This window comes from Streptomyces sp. NPDC005574, from assembly GCF_040605435.1.
In the GTDB taxonomy this organism is placed as follows: Bacteria; Actinomycetota; Actinomycetes; order Streptomycetales; family Streptomycetaceae; genus Streptomyces.
Map to the genome: position 1 here is coordinate 66,627 of NZ_JBEXCW010000030.1, position 14,678 is coordinate 81,304.

General features: G+C 75.1%; 15 protein-coding genes. 6 read left to right on the forward strand and 9 right to left on the reverse strand.

What is annotated here, in order from left to right; genetic code table 11:
* Positions 1-122: 122 nt before the first annotated feature.
* Positions 123-1,091, reverse strand: a complete 969-nt coding sequence (locus ABZT03_RS20840; protein WP_356041373.1) for a YafY family protein — start codon at positions 1,089-1,091, stop codon at positions 123-125.
* Between the two features lie 62 nt (positions 1,092-1,153).
* On the opposite strand from ABZT03_RS20840, the gene ABZT03_RS20845 reads away from it, so the two are divergent.
* Complete coding sequence (locus ABZT03_RS20845; RefSeq protein WP_356041375.1) at positions 1,154-1,633, forward strand: hypothetical protein; 480 nt, start codon at positions 1,154-1,156, stop codon at positions 1,631-1,633.
* A 32-nt stretch (positions 1,634-1,665) separates the two neighbouring features.
* Here ABZT03_RS20845 and ABZT03_RS20850 read toward each other — a convergent pair whose 3' ends face one another.
* Positions 1,666-1,971, reverse strand: coding sequence for a 4a-hydroxytetrahydrobiopterin dehydratase (locus ABZT03_RS20850; protein WP_356041377.1), 306 nt, complete (start codon positions 1,969-1,971; stop codon positions 1,666-1,668).
* Positions 1,972-2,087: 116 nt separating this feature from the next.
* Between ABZT03_RS20850 and ABZT03_RS20855 the strand changes: the two genes are divergently transcribed.
* From ABZT03_RS20855 to ABZT03_RS20865, 3 genes are all read left to right on the forward strand, one after another.
* Entirely contained in the window at positions 2,088-2,918 is an 831-nt protein-coding gene (locus ABZT03_RS20855) for a helix-turn-helix transcriptional regulator (protein WP_356041379.1), read from the forward strand.
* Between the two features lie 105 nt (positions 2,919-3,023).
* The gene (locus ABZT03_RS20860; RefSeq protein ID WP_356041380.1) at positions 3,024-3,887 is read left to right on the forward strand and encodes a helix-turn-helix transcriptional regulator; all 864 of its coding nucleotides are present in this window, start codon (positions 3,024-3,026) and stop codon (positions 3,885-3,887) included.
* A 46-nt stretch (positions 3,888-3,933) separates the two neighbouring features.
* Entirely contained in the window at positions 3,934-4,749 is an 816-nt protein-coding gene (locus ABZT03_RS20865; protein WP_356041381.1) for an SAM-dependent methyltransferase, read from the forward strand.
* A 109-nt stretch (positions 4,750-4,858) separates the two neighbouring features.
* On the opposite strand, the gene ABZT03_RS20870 is transcribed toward ABZT03_RS20865, so the two are convergent.
* The 3 genes from ABZT03_RS20870 to ABZT03_RS20880 form a co-directional block, all read right to left on the reverse strand.
* Positions 4,859-5,284, reverse strand: coding sequence for an OsmC family protein (locus ABZT03_RS20870; protein ID WP_356041383.1), 426 nt, complete (start codon positions 5,282-5,284; stop codon positions 4,859-4,861).
* A gap of 167 nt (positions 5,285-5,451) precedes the next feature.
* Entirely contained in the window at positions 5,452-7,518 is a 2,067-nt protein-coding gene (locus ABZT03_RS20875) for a phage holin family protein (protein WP_356041385.1), read from the reverse strand.
* A 125-nt stretch (positions 7,519-7,643) separates the two neighbouring features.
* Entirely contained in the window at positions 7,644-8,045 is a 402-nt protein-coding gene (locus ABZT03_RS20880; RefSeq protein WP_356041387.1) for a hypothetical protein, read from the reverse strand.
* 83 nt (positions 8,046-8,128) lie between these two features.
* Here ABZT03_RS20880 and ABZT03_RS20885 point away from each other — a divergent pair, with 83 nt between their 5' ends.
* Together ABZT03_RS20885 and ABZT03_RS20890 are read left to right on the forward strand one after the other, a co-directional pair.
* On the forward strand, positions 8,129-8,902 hold the full coding sequence (locus ABZT03_RS20885) for an MBL fold metallo-hydrolase (RefSeq protein ID WP_356041389.1): 774 nt from the start codon (positions 8,129-8,131) through the stop codon (positions 8,900-8,902).
* The gene (locus ABZT03_RS20890; RefSeq protein WP_356041390.1) at positions 8,899-9,537 is read left to right on the forward strand and encodes a DedA family protein; all 639 of its coding nucleotides are present in this window, start codon (positions 8,899-8,901) and stop codon (positions 9,535-9,537) included. Before ABZT03_RS20885 ends, ABZT03_RS20890 begins: the two co-directional genes overlap by 4 nt.
* A gap of 67 nt (positions 9,538-9,604) precedes the next feature.
* On the opposite strand, the gene ABZT03_RS20895 is transcribed toward ABZT03_RS20890, so the two are convergent.
* The 4 genes from ABZT03_RS20895 to ABZT03_RS20910 form a co-directional block, all read right to left on the reverse strand.
* Positions 9,605-10,855 carry an MBL fold metallo-hydrolase gene (locus tag ABZT03_RS20895; RefSeq protein ID WP_356041392.1) on the reverse strand — a complete coding sequence of 417 codons (1,251 nt, stop codon included), beginning with the start codon at positions 10,853-10,855 and terminating at the stop codon, positions 9,605-9,607.
* Entirely contained in the window at positions 10,852-12,099 is a 1,248-nt protein-coding gene (locus tag ABZT03_RS20900; RefSeq protein WP_356041393.1) for an aminotransferase class I/II-fold pyridoxal phosphate-dependent enzyme, read from the reverse strand. The genes ABZT03_RS20895 and ABZT03_RS20900 overlap by 4 nt, the downstream gene beginning before the upstream one ends.
* Before the next feature lie 312 nt (positions 12,100-12,411).
* Positions 12,412-13,119, reverse strand: a complete 708-nt coding sequence (locus ABZT03_RS20905; RefSeq protein ID WP_356041395.1) for a hypothetical protein — start codon at positions 13,117-13,119, stop codon at positions 12,412-12,414.
* A gap of 503 nt (positions 13,120-13,622) precedes the next feature.
* Positions 13,623-14,426 carry an RNA polymerase sigma factor SigF gene (locus ABZT03_RS20910; protein WP_356041397.1) on the reverse strand — a complete coding sequence of 268 codons (804 nt, stop codon included), beginning with the start codon at positions 14,424-14,426 and terminating at the stop codon, positions 13,623-13,625.
* Positions 14,427-14,678: the final 252 nt, after the last annotated feature.

Sequence of the window (14,678 nt, forward strand, 5' to 3'; positions counted from 1 at the left end):
GCGGTGCCCGCGCGGGCGCGGACGCGGACGGGGACGAAGAGGCGGGCGGGGCCGTGTGCGGGGGTGCGGGTGCGGGTGCTGCACGGGACGTACCTCCTTGCGGGGACGGCGGGTTGTTCCTGTCAGTCGCCGCCGTCCGCAGGGGAGTTGCCGTACCGGGCGGCCAGTTCCGTGACCGTCCGGGTGATCCGTTCGCGCAGTTCGGGCGGGCCCAGCGCCTCGACACCGGTGCCGAGGCGCAGGAACATCGCGTGGGCGTGGTCGAGGGACTCCACGGGGACTGTCGCCCGGGTCCAGCCGTCCGCCTCCGGACGGCCGCCGGCCCGGACGGCCGCGCCGGCCGGTCCGTCGAGGGTCACGCCCGGCGCCAGCCGGACCACGGCCTCGCCCCGGTGGAGCCGGTCGTGGAAGTCGCGCCGGTACGCCGTCCAGTACGCGGCCAGGTCGAAGTCGTCGGGCCGGGCGAACCGTTCGCCGGACACGGTGAGCCGCAGGATCTGGTCGACGCGGAAGGTGCGCGGTCCCGGTCCGGCGACGACGTACCAGCGGCCCGCCTTGAGGACCAGACCGTACGGCTCCAGGCGGCGCTCCACGTCGGTGGGCGCACGCCAGCGACGGTAGACCGTATGCAGGATTCTGTTGTTCCACACCGCGTCGGCGACCGCCGGGAGGTACGGCGTCTCCCGCGCGTCCGCGTACCACCCGGGCGCGTCCAGGTGGAAGCGGCCACCGACCCGGTCGGCGTGCTCGCGCAGCTGCTCAGGCAGCGCGGCACGCACCTTGAGCTGGGCGGCTGCGAGCACCGGCCCGAGACCGAGTTCCGCGGCGGGACCGGGGACCCCCGACAGGAAGAGCGCCTCGGCCTCGTCGGCGGTGAGGCCGGTCAGACGCGTGCGGTAGCCGTCCAGCAGGCGGTAGCCGCCGGCGTGGCCCGGGTCGCCGTACAGCGGGACGCCGGCCGCGCCGAGCGCCTCGACGTCCCGGTAGACCGTGCGGACGGAGACCTCCAGCTCCGCGGCGAGCTGGGCCGCGGTCAGCCGGCCGCGGGTCTGGAGCAGCAGCAGGATCGAGACGAGCCGGGCCGATTTCACCGCCCCAGGATGCCGGACTTCACTGACAGGAGGTGTCAGTGAAGTCCGCCTAGCGTCCTGTCATGGCCTTCTCGGAGAAACTGCTGACCGTACCGCCGCCGATCGAGGTGGCGGGCCGGCACATCAAGCGCTACCACGTCACCGCGGACCCCGCGGGCATCGCGCCGGAGGTGGAGCGGGCGGCGTACGCCATCCTGCCGCGACTGCTGCCGAAGCCGGACGGCACACCGCCGGCGACGTTCGTGGTGCTGCACCGGGGCGGGGACGACGGCGCCTACCTGAACGCGTACAGCTGGGTGTGGGACAACGTCCTGCACTTCCGGGGCGCGTCGGCGGGGCAGCCGGTGCTGGGCTGTCCGGACCGGGACCCGGCCCACTTCGTCACCCCGGACCTGCCGTGGATCGGCTGCGTCTGGGAGCTGCCGCCCGTCCTGCACGAGCGGGACGCCTGGGTACGGCACCTGCTGACTCCCCGAGTGCCGGACCTGGAAGGGTACTTGGCCGACTCCCTGCCACCCGGGAGCACCGGCGACCGGCCGTGAGCGCGGGGCCGGCCGGGGTTCCCGGACTCCGCTCAGGCCGCCCCGTGTCCCGGGGCGAGCGCCGCCACCCTGCGGGCCAACTCGACGTCCAGTTCGGTGACGGCGCCGCCCGCGCTGTGGGTGTGCACGGACAGGGACACGGTGTCGTAGCCGAGGGTGAGGTCGGAGTGGTGGTTCAGCTCCTCCTGCACCTGGGCGATGTGGATGACCATCGCGGTGGCCGCGAAGTGGGAGCCGAGCCGGTAGGAACGGGACAGGCGGTCGCCTTCGAGCGACCAGCCCGGCAGTTCCGCGAGCCGGTCCTCGATCTCCTTCTGCGACAGCGGTTCGACGGGCATGGCCGCGCTCCTTCCGGGGTGCCGGGTGCTCCTTCAGCCTGCCACAACCGGGCCGCCGCGGCCCTGGTCACCGGCGTACCGCCGGCCGGGCGCCGCGCTCGGCTACGGTCGGGCACATGACCACTGCCGCGTCCGGTACCGCCGCCACCGCCAGCGCCTCCGCGAACCCGGGCGTCGGCCCGCTGCTGCGGGCCTGGCGGGAGCGGCGGCGGGTCAGCCAGCTGGAGCTGGCCCTGCGTGCCGACTCCTCGGCCCGGCACATCAGCTTCGTCGAGACGGGCCGCTCCCGGCCGAGTGCGGAGATGGTGCTGCGGCTGGCCGAGCACCTGGACGTCCCGGTCCGGGAGCGCAACGCGCTGCTGCTGGCGGCCGGTTACGCCCCGCACTACCCCGAGACCCCGCTGGAGGACCCGGCGCTCGACGCGCTGCGCGAGGGCATGGAACGGCTGATCCGGGGCTACGAGCCGTATCCGGCGCTGGTGGTCGACGCCACCTACCGGGTGATGGCCGCGAACCGGGGGATCACGATGCTCCTCGACGGCGTGCCGGAGTCGCTCCTGACGCCACCGCTGAACGCGATGCGGCTCACCCTGCACCCCGAGGGACTCGCGCCGCGCATCCGCAACCTGCACGAGTGGCGCGGCCATCTGCTCGCCCAGATGGAACGGCAGATCGCCCTGCACCGCTCGCGCCCGCTGCGGGAGTTGTACGAGGAGGTCGCCGCCTACCCGGTGCCGGCGGCCCCGGACCCGGAGGAACCGGACGGCTCGGCAGCGTACTTCGCGCTGCCGATGCGGATCGAGCACGAGGGGCGGACGCTGTCCTTCGTCTCCTCCATCTCCACCTTCAACACCCCCATGGACGTGACGGTCGCCGAACTGGCCATCGAGACCTTCCTCCCGGCCGACCCGGCCACCGCCAAGTACCTTCGCTCGGCGCTGTCGTGACCCGGGCGGCCCCGTCCGGCGCTTTCCTCACCGCCGCCCCTGTGAGACCGGCGGCACGGCATGTCACACTGCTCGCGTACTTCGGCGTGTATGGGGAGGCGTGGCGTGAGTGAGCGGCGGCCCGCGCCCACCGTGGGACAGGTGGTACTCGGCAGGCGCCTGCAGGAGCTGCGGGAGGCGGCCGGCCTCAAGCGTGAGGAGGCCGCCCGTGTGCTGCGGGTGGCCGCGACGACCGTACGGCGCATGGAGATGGCCGAGGTCGCGCTGAAGATCCCCTACGTGCAGGTCCTGCTGGAGACGTACGGCGTCGCCGACGAGGAGACGGCGGCCTTCGTCGCCCTGGCCGAGGAGGCCAACGAGCCGGGCTGGTGGCAGCGGTTCCACGACGTGCTGCCGGAGTGGTTCAGCATGTACGTGAGCCTGGAGGGGGCCGCCCGGATCATCCGGTCCTACGAGCCGCACTTCGTCCCCGGGCTGCTCCAGACCGAGGCGTACGCGCGCGCCGTCATGCGGGCCGGGACCATCGGGCAGTCCGGTGAGGACGCCATCGAGCGGCATGTGTCGCTGCGTCTGGCCCGGCAGCGGCTGCTGGAGGGCGGCGACCCGCCCCACCTGTGGGTGATCATGGACGAGACCGTGCTCCGGCGCCCGGTGAGCATCCACGGCGAGGTGATGCGCGAGCAGTTGGACAAGCTGCTGGAGTTCGCCGAACGCGACCGGGTCACCCTCCAGGTCGCGGAGTTCCGCGACGGGCCGCACCCGGGGACGTACGCGCCGTTCTCGCTGTTCCGCTTCGGCGAGCCGGAACTGCCCGACATGGTGTTCACCGAGTACCTGACCGGGGCGCTGTACCTGGACTCCCGCAGGGAGGTCGCGGCGCACCTGGAGGTCCTCGACCACGTGTCGGCGCAGGCCGCGTCGGCGGACCGTACGAAGGAGCTCCTGCGCGAGCGCCGCGAGGACTTCTGAACCGGCACCACCGCTCCCGTTCCCGAAGCCCGAGGAGACACACCGCATGACCGGCTTACAGCCCACGCCCCCGCGCGTCGACACGAGCCGGCCGCATCCGGCCCGGGTGTACGACTGGTGGCTGGGCGGCAAGGACAACTACCCGGTGGACGAGGAGCTGGCCCGCCGCATCCTGGCCTCGGACCCCACCGCCGTGCGCGGGGCGCGCGCCAACCGCCGCTTCATGCACCGGGCCGTGCGCACCGTCGCCGAGGCCGGGACGCGCCAGTTCCTGGACATCGGCACGGGCATCCCCACGGAGCCCAACCTGCACCAGGTGGCCCAGGACGTCGCCCCGGACGCGAAGGTGGTGTACGCGGACAACGACCCGATCGTCCTGCGGCACGCCGAGGCGCTGCTGCACGGCTCCGCCGAGGGGCTGACGGCGTACGTGCACGCCGACGTCCGTGACCCCGGCACCATCCTGGGCAGGGCCGGCGAGTTCCTGGACTTCACCCGGCCCGTCGCCCTGTCGCTGGTCGCGCTGACCCACTACCTGGACGACGAGCCGGCCGGCGACGACGTGTACGGCCTGCTGGAGCGGTACGTCGCCGCGCTCGCCCCGGGCAGTCACCTGATCCTGTCGCAGGTCACCCCGGACCTCAGTCCCGAGGCGGTCGGGCGGGCCGCGGAGCACTTCCGCCGCGGCGGGACCCCGTTCCACCCGCGTCCGCTGGCCGGGTTCGCCCGTTTCTTCGACGGTCTGGAGCTGCTGGGGCCGGGCGTGATCCCGGTGTCCGGGTGGCGTCCGGGGCCCGAGGACGTCGCGGCCCAGGCGGAGGGCATCGTGCCGGTGTACGCGGGAGTCGCCCGCAAGCCCTGAGCGGGCGGGCGGTTCGGCGATCCGCTCGACTCCCCTACGGGGGACGGAGGTCGCGCCCCCGGCCTCGCGCGGCTGCCCCGGACCGGCGGGCCGCGCGAGGACCGGAACGTCAGGCGAGTTCGGCGGTCAGGGTGATCGTCGTGCCGGTGAGGGCCTGGCTGACCGGGCAGTTCTTCTTGGCGTCCTCGGCGGCCGAGGCGAAGCCGTCGGCGTCCAGGCCGGGCACCTCGCCGCGCACGGTGAGGTGGATGCCGGTGATGCCCTCGCCGGGCTGGAAGGTGACGTCGGCGTTGGTCTCCAGCCGGGTGGGCGGGGTGCCGGCGCCGGCCAGGGCGTGCGAGAGGGCCATGGAGAAGCAGCTGGAGTGGGCGGCGGCGATCAGCTCCTCGGGGCTGGTCCTGCCGTTCGCGTCCTGGGCGCGCGAGGCCCACGTGACCGGCTGCTGAGCGATGCCGGAGGAGTCGAAGGTGACGACACCGTTGCCCTCGAGCAGGTTGCCTTCCCAGACGGTGTGTGCGGTACGCGTGGTAGCCACGGTCATTCCTTTCACGAGTGGTCCCGGTGACGGGTTGCCCACCCCATCCGATCACACTCCGGCGCACCGCACCCGGAAGACCCCTCGCCCTGCGGTGGACGGCGGCCCGGACGTCGGCGCGAACTCCGGGACGGTCCCGCGGCGGTGCGATGGCCGCTCGGGCGCGCTCAGGCCGCGCGTTCCTCCTCGGCGGGGAGCGGCACCTGGGGCCCGTTCGCCTCGTCCAGCCAGCGGCGCAGCACGTGGTGGACCTGTTCCGCGCCGATGAGTTCCTCCGTCTCCCCGACGGGCGCCGAGCAGTCGAGCGGCGACAGCAGGAACGGTTTGGCCTGCGCGCCGCCGAGCCCGCCGTGCGAGCCGATCTGCTCCTCGAAGGCGAGCACCTCGCCCTCGGCCGGGTCGTACCAGGAGTTGACCATGATGTCCGCGGTGTGCGGGAAGGAGTGGGTGCGGCGGACCGCGTCGGCGGCGCCGGGGCCGAAGTCGGCCAGCGGGCCGGGGTGTTCGTCGTCGAGTTCGCCGACCGGGACGGCCACGCCGTGCGCGCCGAGCACCAGTCCGCCGTGCTCCTCGCTGCGCACGAGGAGGAAGCCGACGCCGGGATGGTTGGCGAGGGTCGTCAGCAGCGCCGGGTGGCGGGCGTCGATCTCCTCCCTGCTCATCCGGTGCGGCACGTCCGGGAAGGAGATCAGGCCGAGGTTGCCGGAGGCGAGCACCAGCGGTTCGGAGTGGGGGTGCGCGGGCCGGTGGTGCGCACGGCCCTCCTCAACGGGCCGGCGCAGCGCGGCACGGACGGCCGCACGGGCCTCGGCCCCGCTGTGCGTGCGCCGCGCCTTGCGCGGCACGGGAAGACCGCAGCCGGCCCGGACGAGCTCGCCGAGGCCGAGTCCGTAGCGGGCGCGGAAGGTCTCGCCGGGGCTCTGGCCGTGGTCGGAGAGCACGACGATCCGGTACGGACGGGGGGCGTGCTCGGCGACGTTGGCTATCAGCGCGAGTGAGCGGTCCAGACGTGCGAGGACCTTCTCGGCGTCGCGGCTGCGCGGTCCGGAGTGGTGGGCGACCTCGTCGTAGGCCACGAGGTCGGCGTAGACGGCGGTGCGTCCGGCCAACATGTCGCCCATCACGGCGGCGACCACGACGTCCCGTTCGACGACCGTCGCGAAGGCGCGGACGAAGGGGTAGAGGCCGGCGCGCGCCACCCGCGGGCGGTTCCGCTCGATGCGGCCGCGGGTGGACTGGCCCATCTCGCGGCCCACCTCGGCGACGAAGGACATGACGGTGCGTACGGCGTTGGCCGGGTCGGAGAAGTAGGCGAAGTAGCCGGACCGGGAGCGGTTCTCGGGGCCGCGCCGCAGGGTGGCGATCGACAGCACGAGGGCCTGCTCCTCGGCGCCGCCGCTGAACAGGTTGCCGCGGCTGGCTCCGTCGACGGCGAGCAGCCCGCCCTGGCCGGTCCGCCGCACGGCGCGGTGCTGGAGTTCGGCGGCGCTGGTGGGGCGGTTGCAGACCATGATCTCGCCCCGCTCCTTCTCGTACCAGCGGAAGGCGGGGACGTCGTGGTTGCTGCCGTGCAGGATGCCGAGCTGGCTGGCGCCGGTCTGACTGGACCAGTCGGTGCGCCAGGGGGTGAGCCGGTGGGTGGGCCGGTCGCCGAGCCAGCCGGCCACGGTCGGCATCAGGCCCTTGGCGGCCGCCGCGAGCAGGATGTCGTGGCCGACGCCGTCGAGCTGGAGGAAGACCGTGCCGTAGGTGGTGGGACGGGCCGGGCCGGCGCCGCGGCGCCGGTCGGCGAGGCGGTAGAGCCTGCGGCGGTACGCGTCGTCGTCGCGCACGGCGAGGGCGGCACCCGTGGCGGAGGCGACGGCCGACATCACGGCGGCGACGACGACGGCGGTCTCCGGGGCCACCTCGCCGCGTCCCGAGGGGTTGATGCGCAGGGCGATCAGCAGCAGCGAGCCGTTGAGCACGAACACCAGGAGCCCGAGCACGAGGGCGGGCACCAGCAGCAGGAGCCGGACGAGCAGCGGCCAGACCAGCGCCGACAGCAGACCGAAGGCGCCGGCGCCGAACGCCGCGGTGACCGCGATCCGGGTGGCGCTGTCGCCGTCCGGCGACTGGATGCGGAAGTCCGGCAGGATCCCGGCGAGCAGGAGCATGGTGACCGTCGACGCGGCCCACACCGTGACGCTCCGCCCGATCTGACTGGCGATCCGCCGCCACCGCACGCCCCGCACGCCCCGCCCACCTCTCCCCGCCCGTCGTCGAGGCGGGCGCGCCTGCCCTCACCCTGTCACAACGCGCGGCGCGATCCCGGGGCGGCCCGAGAGGCGTTCCCCGGCGGGAGGGGGCCGGGGGCGGCCTACCGTCCGTCGTAGCCCGCGGTCGGCATCGACAGTCTGCGGTGCACCCGGGCCTTCATCTGGGCGTCGTAGGACGGTTCGGCGTGACCCACCGTCTCGACGCCCACGCCCCGGCGGGCGCACTCCGCGGTGAACTCCTCCACGGAGGACAGCGCGCTCTCCAGCACCCGGCGGCTGGGCGCCACGAAGAGGTCGAGGCCGGGCCGGACGCCGTCCCAGAGCACGCAGTGGTCGGGGCGCAGCCCCCGCACCAGCAGTTCCCGGCCGACGACGTAGCCGCGCTCGGCCGCCCAGCGGGCGCACATGGCGTGCTGGCTGCGGGAGTCCACCAGGAAGGGATCGGCGTCCAGTTCCTCCAGCGGCGTCAGACTCGCGATCGCCGTGACGCGAACCGGTCCCATGGCGTCCCCCTCACCTCCGGGTTTCGCCGCCGACCATACTCCTGCCCGTAGGCTTCGGGGAGTCGCGCGAAGGAGGCAAAGAGGTGCCGGTGGAGATCACCTGGTGGGGGCACGCCACCTGCACGGTCGAGGACTCGGGCGTCCGTGTGCTCACCGACCCCCTGTTCGCCCGCCGTCTCGCCCATCTGCGGCGACGGCGCGGAGCGCTGCCGCCGCCCGGCGCGCGCCGGGCGGACGTGGTGCTCGTGTCCCATCTGCACGCCGACCACCTGCACGTTCCCTCGCTGGCGGGGCTCGCGCCGGGCACCCGGGTGCTCGTGCCCCGGGGCGCGCCCAGGGCCGTGCCGGGGCTGCGCCGGCTCACGCATCTGCGGATCGGCGAGCTGGCTCCGGGCGAGGAGACCACCGTCGGACCGCTGACCGTCCGGGCGGTGTCCGCCCGGCACGACGGGCGGCGGCTGCCGCTCGGCCCCCACCGCTCCCCCGCCCTCGGCTACGTCGTGGAGGGCGAGGCCAGCACCTACTTCGCCGGGGACACCGGTCTGTTCGACTCGATGGCGGCGGAGGTCGGCCCGGTCGACGTGGCGCTGCTGCCGGTCGGCGGGTGGGGTCCGCATCTCGGCGAGGAGCACCTGGACGCGGGGCGCGCGGCGCAGGCGCTGGCCCGGCTGGCGCCGCGCAGCGCGGTGCCGGTGCACTACGGCACGTACTGGCCGATCGGGATGGACGCCGTGCGCCCGCACGAGTTCCACGCGCCGGGCGAGGAGTTCGTGCGGCTCGCGGCGGAGCGCGCGCCCGGGGTGGACGTGCACCGGCTCGGGCACGGCGAGAGCGTACGCCCGGCGGTCGCGCGGTGAACTGGTTCGCCTCCGCGCCGGCGTCGGTCACTCCCGAGTACACGCAGCAGGCGCTCGGCTATCCCTCACTGTTCCTGCTGGTGCTGATCGGGGCCCTGGTGCCGGTGGTACCGACGGGAGCGCTCGTGAGCACGGCGTCCGTGGTGGCCTTCCACCGGACGTCGCCCGTGGACCTCGGCCTCATCTTCGTGACGGCCTCGCTGGCCGCGTTCCTCGGCGACGGCACGCTGTACTGGCTGGGGCGGCGCGGGATGCGGTCGAAGAACGGGTCGCGCTGGCTGGAGGCGATACGCCGGCGCGCCCCGGAGGACCGCCTCGCCCAGGCCCAGGAGAAGCTCGCCGACCATGGGGTGGCGGTCCTCGTGCTGTCGCGGCTGGTGCCGGCGGGTCGCATCCCGGTGATGCTGGCCTGTCTGATGGCTAAGTGGCCGCTGCGCCGTTTCGCCCGCGGGAATCTGCCGGCCTGTCTGGCCTGGGCGGTGACGTACCAGCTGATCGGGATCCTGGGCGGCTCCCTGTTCGACGAGCCCTGGGAGGGCGTGCTCGCGGCGATCCTGCTGACGGTGGCGGTGAGCGCGGCGCCGAGCCTGTGGCGGCGCCTCCGCCGGACCGCCGCGACCTGGGGCAGGGCGTAGCCCCACCGCGGCGCCCGGACGGACCGCGGGAGCGGACGGACCGCGGGAGCGGACGGGGACGGCCGGTCTACGACGCGTCGCTGGGCAGGATCCGTGAGCCGCCCACCGGGAGGTCCCACAGGTCCTCGGAGGCGAGGCCCGCCTTCTCCCAGGCCGCCCGCACCCGGGTGAGCGGTTCGAGGACGGGCTCGGCGGACAGCACGAACGTGGCCCAGTGCATGGGGGCCATCCGGCGGGCGCCGAGATCCTGGGCGGCCCGCACGGCCTCCTCCGGGTCGCAGTGGACGTCGCTGAGCCACCAGCGCGGGTCGTACGCCCCGATGGGCAGCAGCGCGAGGTCGATGCCCGGGTAGCGCTGCCCGATCTGGGCGAACCAGTGGCCGTACCCGGTGTCGCCGGCGAAGTGGACGCGCTGCCCGTCGGGCGCGGTGAGGACCCAGCCGCCCCACAGGGTGCGGCAGGTGTCGGTGAGGCTGCGCTTGGACCAGTGGTGGGCGGGCACGAAGTCGAAGCGGACACCGCCCAGTTCGGCGCCCTCCCACCAGTCGAGTTCGGTGACGGCGGTGAACTGGCGGCGGCGGAACCAGCGGGCGAGCCCGGCCGGCACGAACACCGGTGTGTCGCGCGGGAGTCGGCGCAGGGTGGGGGCGTCCAGGTGGTCGTAGTGGTTGTGGCTGATGACGACCGCGTCGACGGGCGGCAAGGCGCTCCAGGGGATACCGACGGGGGTGATACGGGCCGGGGTGCCGAGGATGCGACGGGACCACACCGGGTCGGTCAGGACCGTCAGCCCGCCGATCCGTATCACCCAACTGGCGTGTCCCGCCCAGGAGACGGCGACCGTGTCGGCGTCGACCCGGGGCAGCGGGCTCGGCGCGAAGGGCAGCCGGGGGATGTCGGCGAGGCCCTCCCGTCCCGGGCGGACGGCGCCCTCGCGGGCGAAGCGGGCCATGGCCTTGAGGCCGGGCAGCGGGGCGGTGAGGCGGTCGTGGAAGGTACGCGGCCACACGCGCCGCTCCCCCAGCGGCCGGGGCTCGGCGAGCGGCGGCACGGCGGGCGGAACCTGCCGCAGACGGCCCGCGCCGTGCGGGACCGGGGCGGTGGCCGGCGTTCTGGTCGACGGCGTACTGGTGGCGGCGGTGCCGGTGGACGGCGTTTTGGTGGTGGGGATGCCGATGGTGGGCGAACCGGCCGTAGTCGTCCTGGAGACGGCGGTCTCGGCGGCCGTGTCGGCCGTCGTCGCGGTGCCGGCGGTGGTGGTGGTGTCCGCGGCTGAACTCGTCGCGCTCGTGGTGGTCGACTCGGACTGCTGCGTCATCGAGGAGGCTCCCATCGCTGGGCGTCGTCGCGGAGATCGTCGAAGACCGATTCCAGTCGGATCAACGCGCGTTGCACGTGTGGCAGTTCCAACGGCGCGGGGGCCCTGAGGCATTCCGCTCGTTCCTCGTCCGTGCCGCCGAGCAGGGGCCCGGTGGACAGCCGCACACGCAGGGCGCCGAGTTCGTCGCCGAAGCGGTGTCCGCCGGGCGCGGGCATGCCGAGCCGGGCGGTGAGGAAGTCCTCCAACTCCTGCGCGTCACCGACGCCGTGTGCGGCGAGGGCGCCCCGCAGCGGGCCGAGGTCGGCGTAGAGGTGGCGGCCGGCCCGGGGCGGCCGGGCCACCGCGCCCGCGGTGACGACCACCCGGTGCACGGCGGCCGCCAGCGGCGCGTGCAGGCGGACCGTGGCGGCCACGCGTGCGGTGACCGGCTTGGGCTCCGCCAGGGCGTACGCCGCCGCCGCGGCGACCGGGGCGGCGACCCGCGCACCGAGCGCGGTGAGCACGTCGAGGACCTGGGCGCGCAGGGCGGCCCCGCCCGCGTCCGGGGGGAAACGGGCGGCGGCGGCCGGCCAGCCCGGCGGCAGCAGCGCACCGGCCAGGTCGGTGACGACGGTGACGCGGTCGGGAAGCATCTCGGCGGGGCCCAGCAGCACGGTGTCGTGCGGGGTGTGCAGGGTGTCGCGCCAGGTCTCGTCGCTGACCAGGTACAGCCCCTCGGCGGCCGCGGCCTCGACGGCGGCGTGCAGCGCCTCGGGCGGCGCCACGGTGGCGGTCGGATCGTCACCGAGGGACAGCACGAGCAGCCGCGGGTCGCCGCCCTCGGTCCTGATGCGCCGGACGGTCTCCAGCAGGGCGTACGCGTCCGGCACCCCACCGGACTCGGGGGGCGTCGCCACGTGGAAGACCGGCCGCCCCAACAGGCGGGCGTACGGCGCCCACCAGGCCGCGCAGGGCCGGGGCACCAGCACGTCGCCGCCGAGCGCGGCGGTCAGCGCGAGCAGCAGGGAGTGGGCGCCCGGGGCGGCCACCACGCGGTCGGGTCCGGTGGGCAGACCGCGCCGGTCCCAGTAGCCGCACGCGGCGGCCAGCAGGGCGGCGCCCCCGCCGACGGGTTCGCTCTGCGGGCGGGACGCGGACTCGGCCAGTACGGCGGCCAGTTCGGGGAGTACGGGCAGCCCGTCCTCGGGGAGCGGCGGGCCGTAGCGGACGGGGCCGTGTCCCTGGGGGGCGGTCCGCGGCATCCGTACCTCCGGTGCGGCTTCGGGGATGAGACCGGTGCGGGCTGTGCTGTTGTCCGTCCCCCGCGCGCGAGCCGTGCGTGTGGCCGTGGCCGCCGGTGGCGTGGGTTCGTACGGGTCAGGCGGGTCCTCGGGGACCGAGTACCCAGCCGCACGGGACCCGATGGGCGCCGGTCGGCGTTGTGCCGGTCACACCGGTGCCGGTGCCGGGGACGGGCTCGGCCAACCGGGCCGGACCTGACCGGGCTGGGCCAGTCCGCAACGGGCCGGTCCGCACGGGGCCGGCGTCGTGGTCGGCCGGGCCGGCGGCCGGGTTCAGCGGACCGGTCCGGAGTCGCGGCGGCGGAGGCGGTGGGCGGCGGCGCCGAGTCCGCCCGCGATCAGCAGGCCACCGGCGACGAGGGCGGGGACGGAGCCGGTGAGGGACCCGCCCTCGCCGGCCCGCACCCCGCGCTGGACCACCGCGGCCTCGCAGTCCTCGCCGGACTTCTCGGCGCACCGCTCATCGGTGCCGGGGTCGCAGGAGTGGGCGGTCGCGCCGGTGCAGGGTTTCCCCGTGTCACAGGGGCCGGGTGCCGTCTCCGCGCACTGGTCGGCCCCGTCGCGGGGCACGTCGAAACCGGCGCTCCACTGCTTGCCCTTGCCGCCGGTGGCGGCCGGGCAGGTGCCGTCGACGGTCCACGGCGCGTCCCGGCCGACCGCGTCGGCGTCGCCGTCGCGGCTCATGGTGGGCGAGATGCGGGCGGTGCCGCTGTAGGCGAGCGCGGACGCCTGGCTGTCGCCGCCGGGAACCTGCTGGAGCTGGACGGTGCCGTGCTCGAAGGCCTGCGAGGTGGCGTCGATGGCGGCGGGCGCGCCGGAGGCCGTGGCGTCGCAGGAGACCGAGACGGTGACGCTGCCGCCGGGTGAGACGCTGCTCGGACCGACCTCCGCGGCCGGGTCCGCGAGGGCGGCCGAGGCGGCGAAGCCCAGGACGACACTGGCCAGGGCTGCGACGGACAGGGCACGGACGGTGCGGCGCATGGGGTGGGCTCCTTCGGCCGACGGCTGCGGGACACGGCGTTCGTGCCCCTGCGGCCATCACAGCCCGCCCGGCGCCGGGTCGCGCGCGGCCGGACCCCATTCGCGGGAAGCGACCGGCCGAGTGGGTGACCCTACGGAGCCTCACCGGCCCCGCGGCCTCACGCACTCCGCACCTCGCACCTCGCACCTCGTCAGGCATCCGGGGCGCCCGGCCGAACCCCGGCGCCCGCGCGCCCTGCCGGACCCCGCGTGCCCTGGTGACCCCGCGATCCGGCGCCCCGGCCCGCGGACACTCCGCACATCTCCACGGCCCACGCGGCCATGCCGTCGTAGGAGCACCGCCCCGCGGCCTGGCGCCCCCACGGCGGCCGCCACCGCTCCGCGGCCCGGGCCCAGTGCCCGCGGCCCGTCGCCTCAACGACCCCCGTCACCAGCCCTGTTGCCCCGCAGTCGCGGCACCCGGCCCACCGCCCCGCGGGCCGGTCTCGCCGCCCGCCGCTCGCTCAGGGCCGCGTGCCCGTGTCTCGCATGACCTGTTCCCGGACCCGGCCGCAGCAGCGGCTGATCAGCCGGGAGACGTGCATCTGCGAGATACCGAGTTCCTCGGCGATCCGGCTCTGCGTCATGTCCGCGAAGAACCGCATGTACAGGATGGCCCGTTCCCGCTCGGGCAGGGCCGCCAGGCGCGGTGCGACCGCCGCGCGGTCCACCACCGTGTCCAGCTCGGGGTCGGCCGCCCCGAGCGCGTCGCTCAGCGAGTAGCCGTCCTCGGCGCCGGGCAGTTCCGCGTCCAGCGACAGCGCGCTGAAGCTCTCCAGTGCCTCAAGGCCGGCGCGGACGTCGTCCTCGCTCATCCGGGCGTGCCCGGCGATCTCGGCGACGGTCGGCTCGCGTCCCTGAATGGTCTGGGAGAGTTCCTGGCGGGCGCGCCGTACGCGGTTGCGCAGGTCCTGGACCCGGCGCGGTACGTGCAGGGTCCACATGTGGTCGCGGAAGTGCCGCTTGATCTCCCCGGTGATGGTGGGGACGGCGTAGCTCTCGAACGCGTTGCCCAGCTCGGGGTCGTACCGGTCGACGGCCTTGACCAGCCCGAGGGCCGCGACCTGCCGCAGGTCGTCGCCGCTCTCGCCGCGGTTGCGGAACCGGCCCGCGAGCCGGTCGGCCATGGGCAGCCATGCCTCGATGATGCGGGCGCGCAGGGTGTCGCGCTGTGGTCCCGCGGGGAGGGCGGCCAGGGTGCGGAAGTCCTGCGCGGTGTCGGGGGCGTCGTCGTGCGGGTGGCGCTGTGCGCCGGCTCGGGTCGCCATGGGGCGTCGCAACTCCCTGGGAGTGCTGTGGGTGGGGCGGTCACCGCGGGGCGCGTCGTGCGCCGGTGCCCTGCCGGACGGACCTGGCCGTGCGGCGGGCGGATGACTCCTTCTGGCGTGCCTCCGGTCCGAAGCACCTCACGTGCGCCTTCCCCGGGCCCTCCGGGACAAACAGCCCCGTGCCGCCGGTGTCGGCCGGTTCCGCCGGACGGCGGACGGACCCCGTGTCGGCGTCGCCTCCTCGGGTACGCG

Bases quoted from the DNA above. Each gene is read 5' to 3' on its own strand.
- ABZT03_RS20880 (WP_356041387.1), bottom strand. From the start codon at position 8,045: ATGGGACCGGTTCGCGTCACGGCGATCGCGAGTCTGACGCCGCTGGAG.
- ABZT03_RS20855 (WP_356041379.1), top strand. From the start codon at position 2,088: ATGACCACTGCCGCGTCCGGTACCGCCGCCACCGCCAGCGCCTCCGCG.
- ABZT03_RS20865 (WP_356041381.1), top strand. From the start codon at position 3,934: ATGACCGGCTTACAGCCCACGCCCCCGCGCGTCGACACGAGCCGGCCG.
- ABZT03_RS20895 (WP_356041392.1), bottom strand. From the start codon at position 10,855: ATGACGCAGCAGTCCGAGTCGACCACCACGAGCGCGACGAGTTCAGCC.
- ABZT03_RS20910 (WP_356041397.1), bottom strand. From the start codon at position 14,426: ATGGCGACCCGAGCCGGCGCACAGCGCCACCCGCACGACGACGCCCCC.
- ABZT03_RS20905 (WP_356041395.1), bottom strand. From the start codon at position 13,119: ATGCGCCGCACCGTCCGTGCCCTGTCCGTCGCAGCCCTGGCCAGTGTC.
- ABZT03_RS20900 (WP_356041393.1), bottom strand. From the start codon at position 12,099: ATGCCGCGGACCGCCCCCCAGGGACACGGCCCCGTCCGCTACGGCCCG.
- ABZT03_RS20850 (WP_356041377.1), bottom strand. From the start codon at position 1,971: ATGCCCGTCGAACCGCTGTCGCAGAAGGAGATCGAGGACCGGCTCGCG.
- ABZT03_RS20845 (WP_356041375.1), top strand. From the start codon at position 1,154: ATGGCCTTCTCGGAGAAACTGCTGACCGTACCGCCGCCGATCGAGGTG.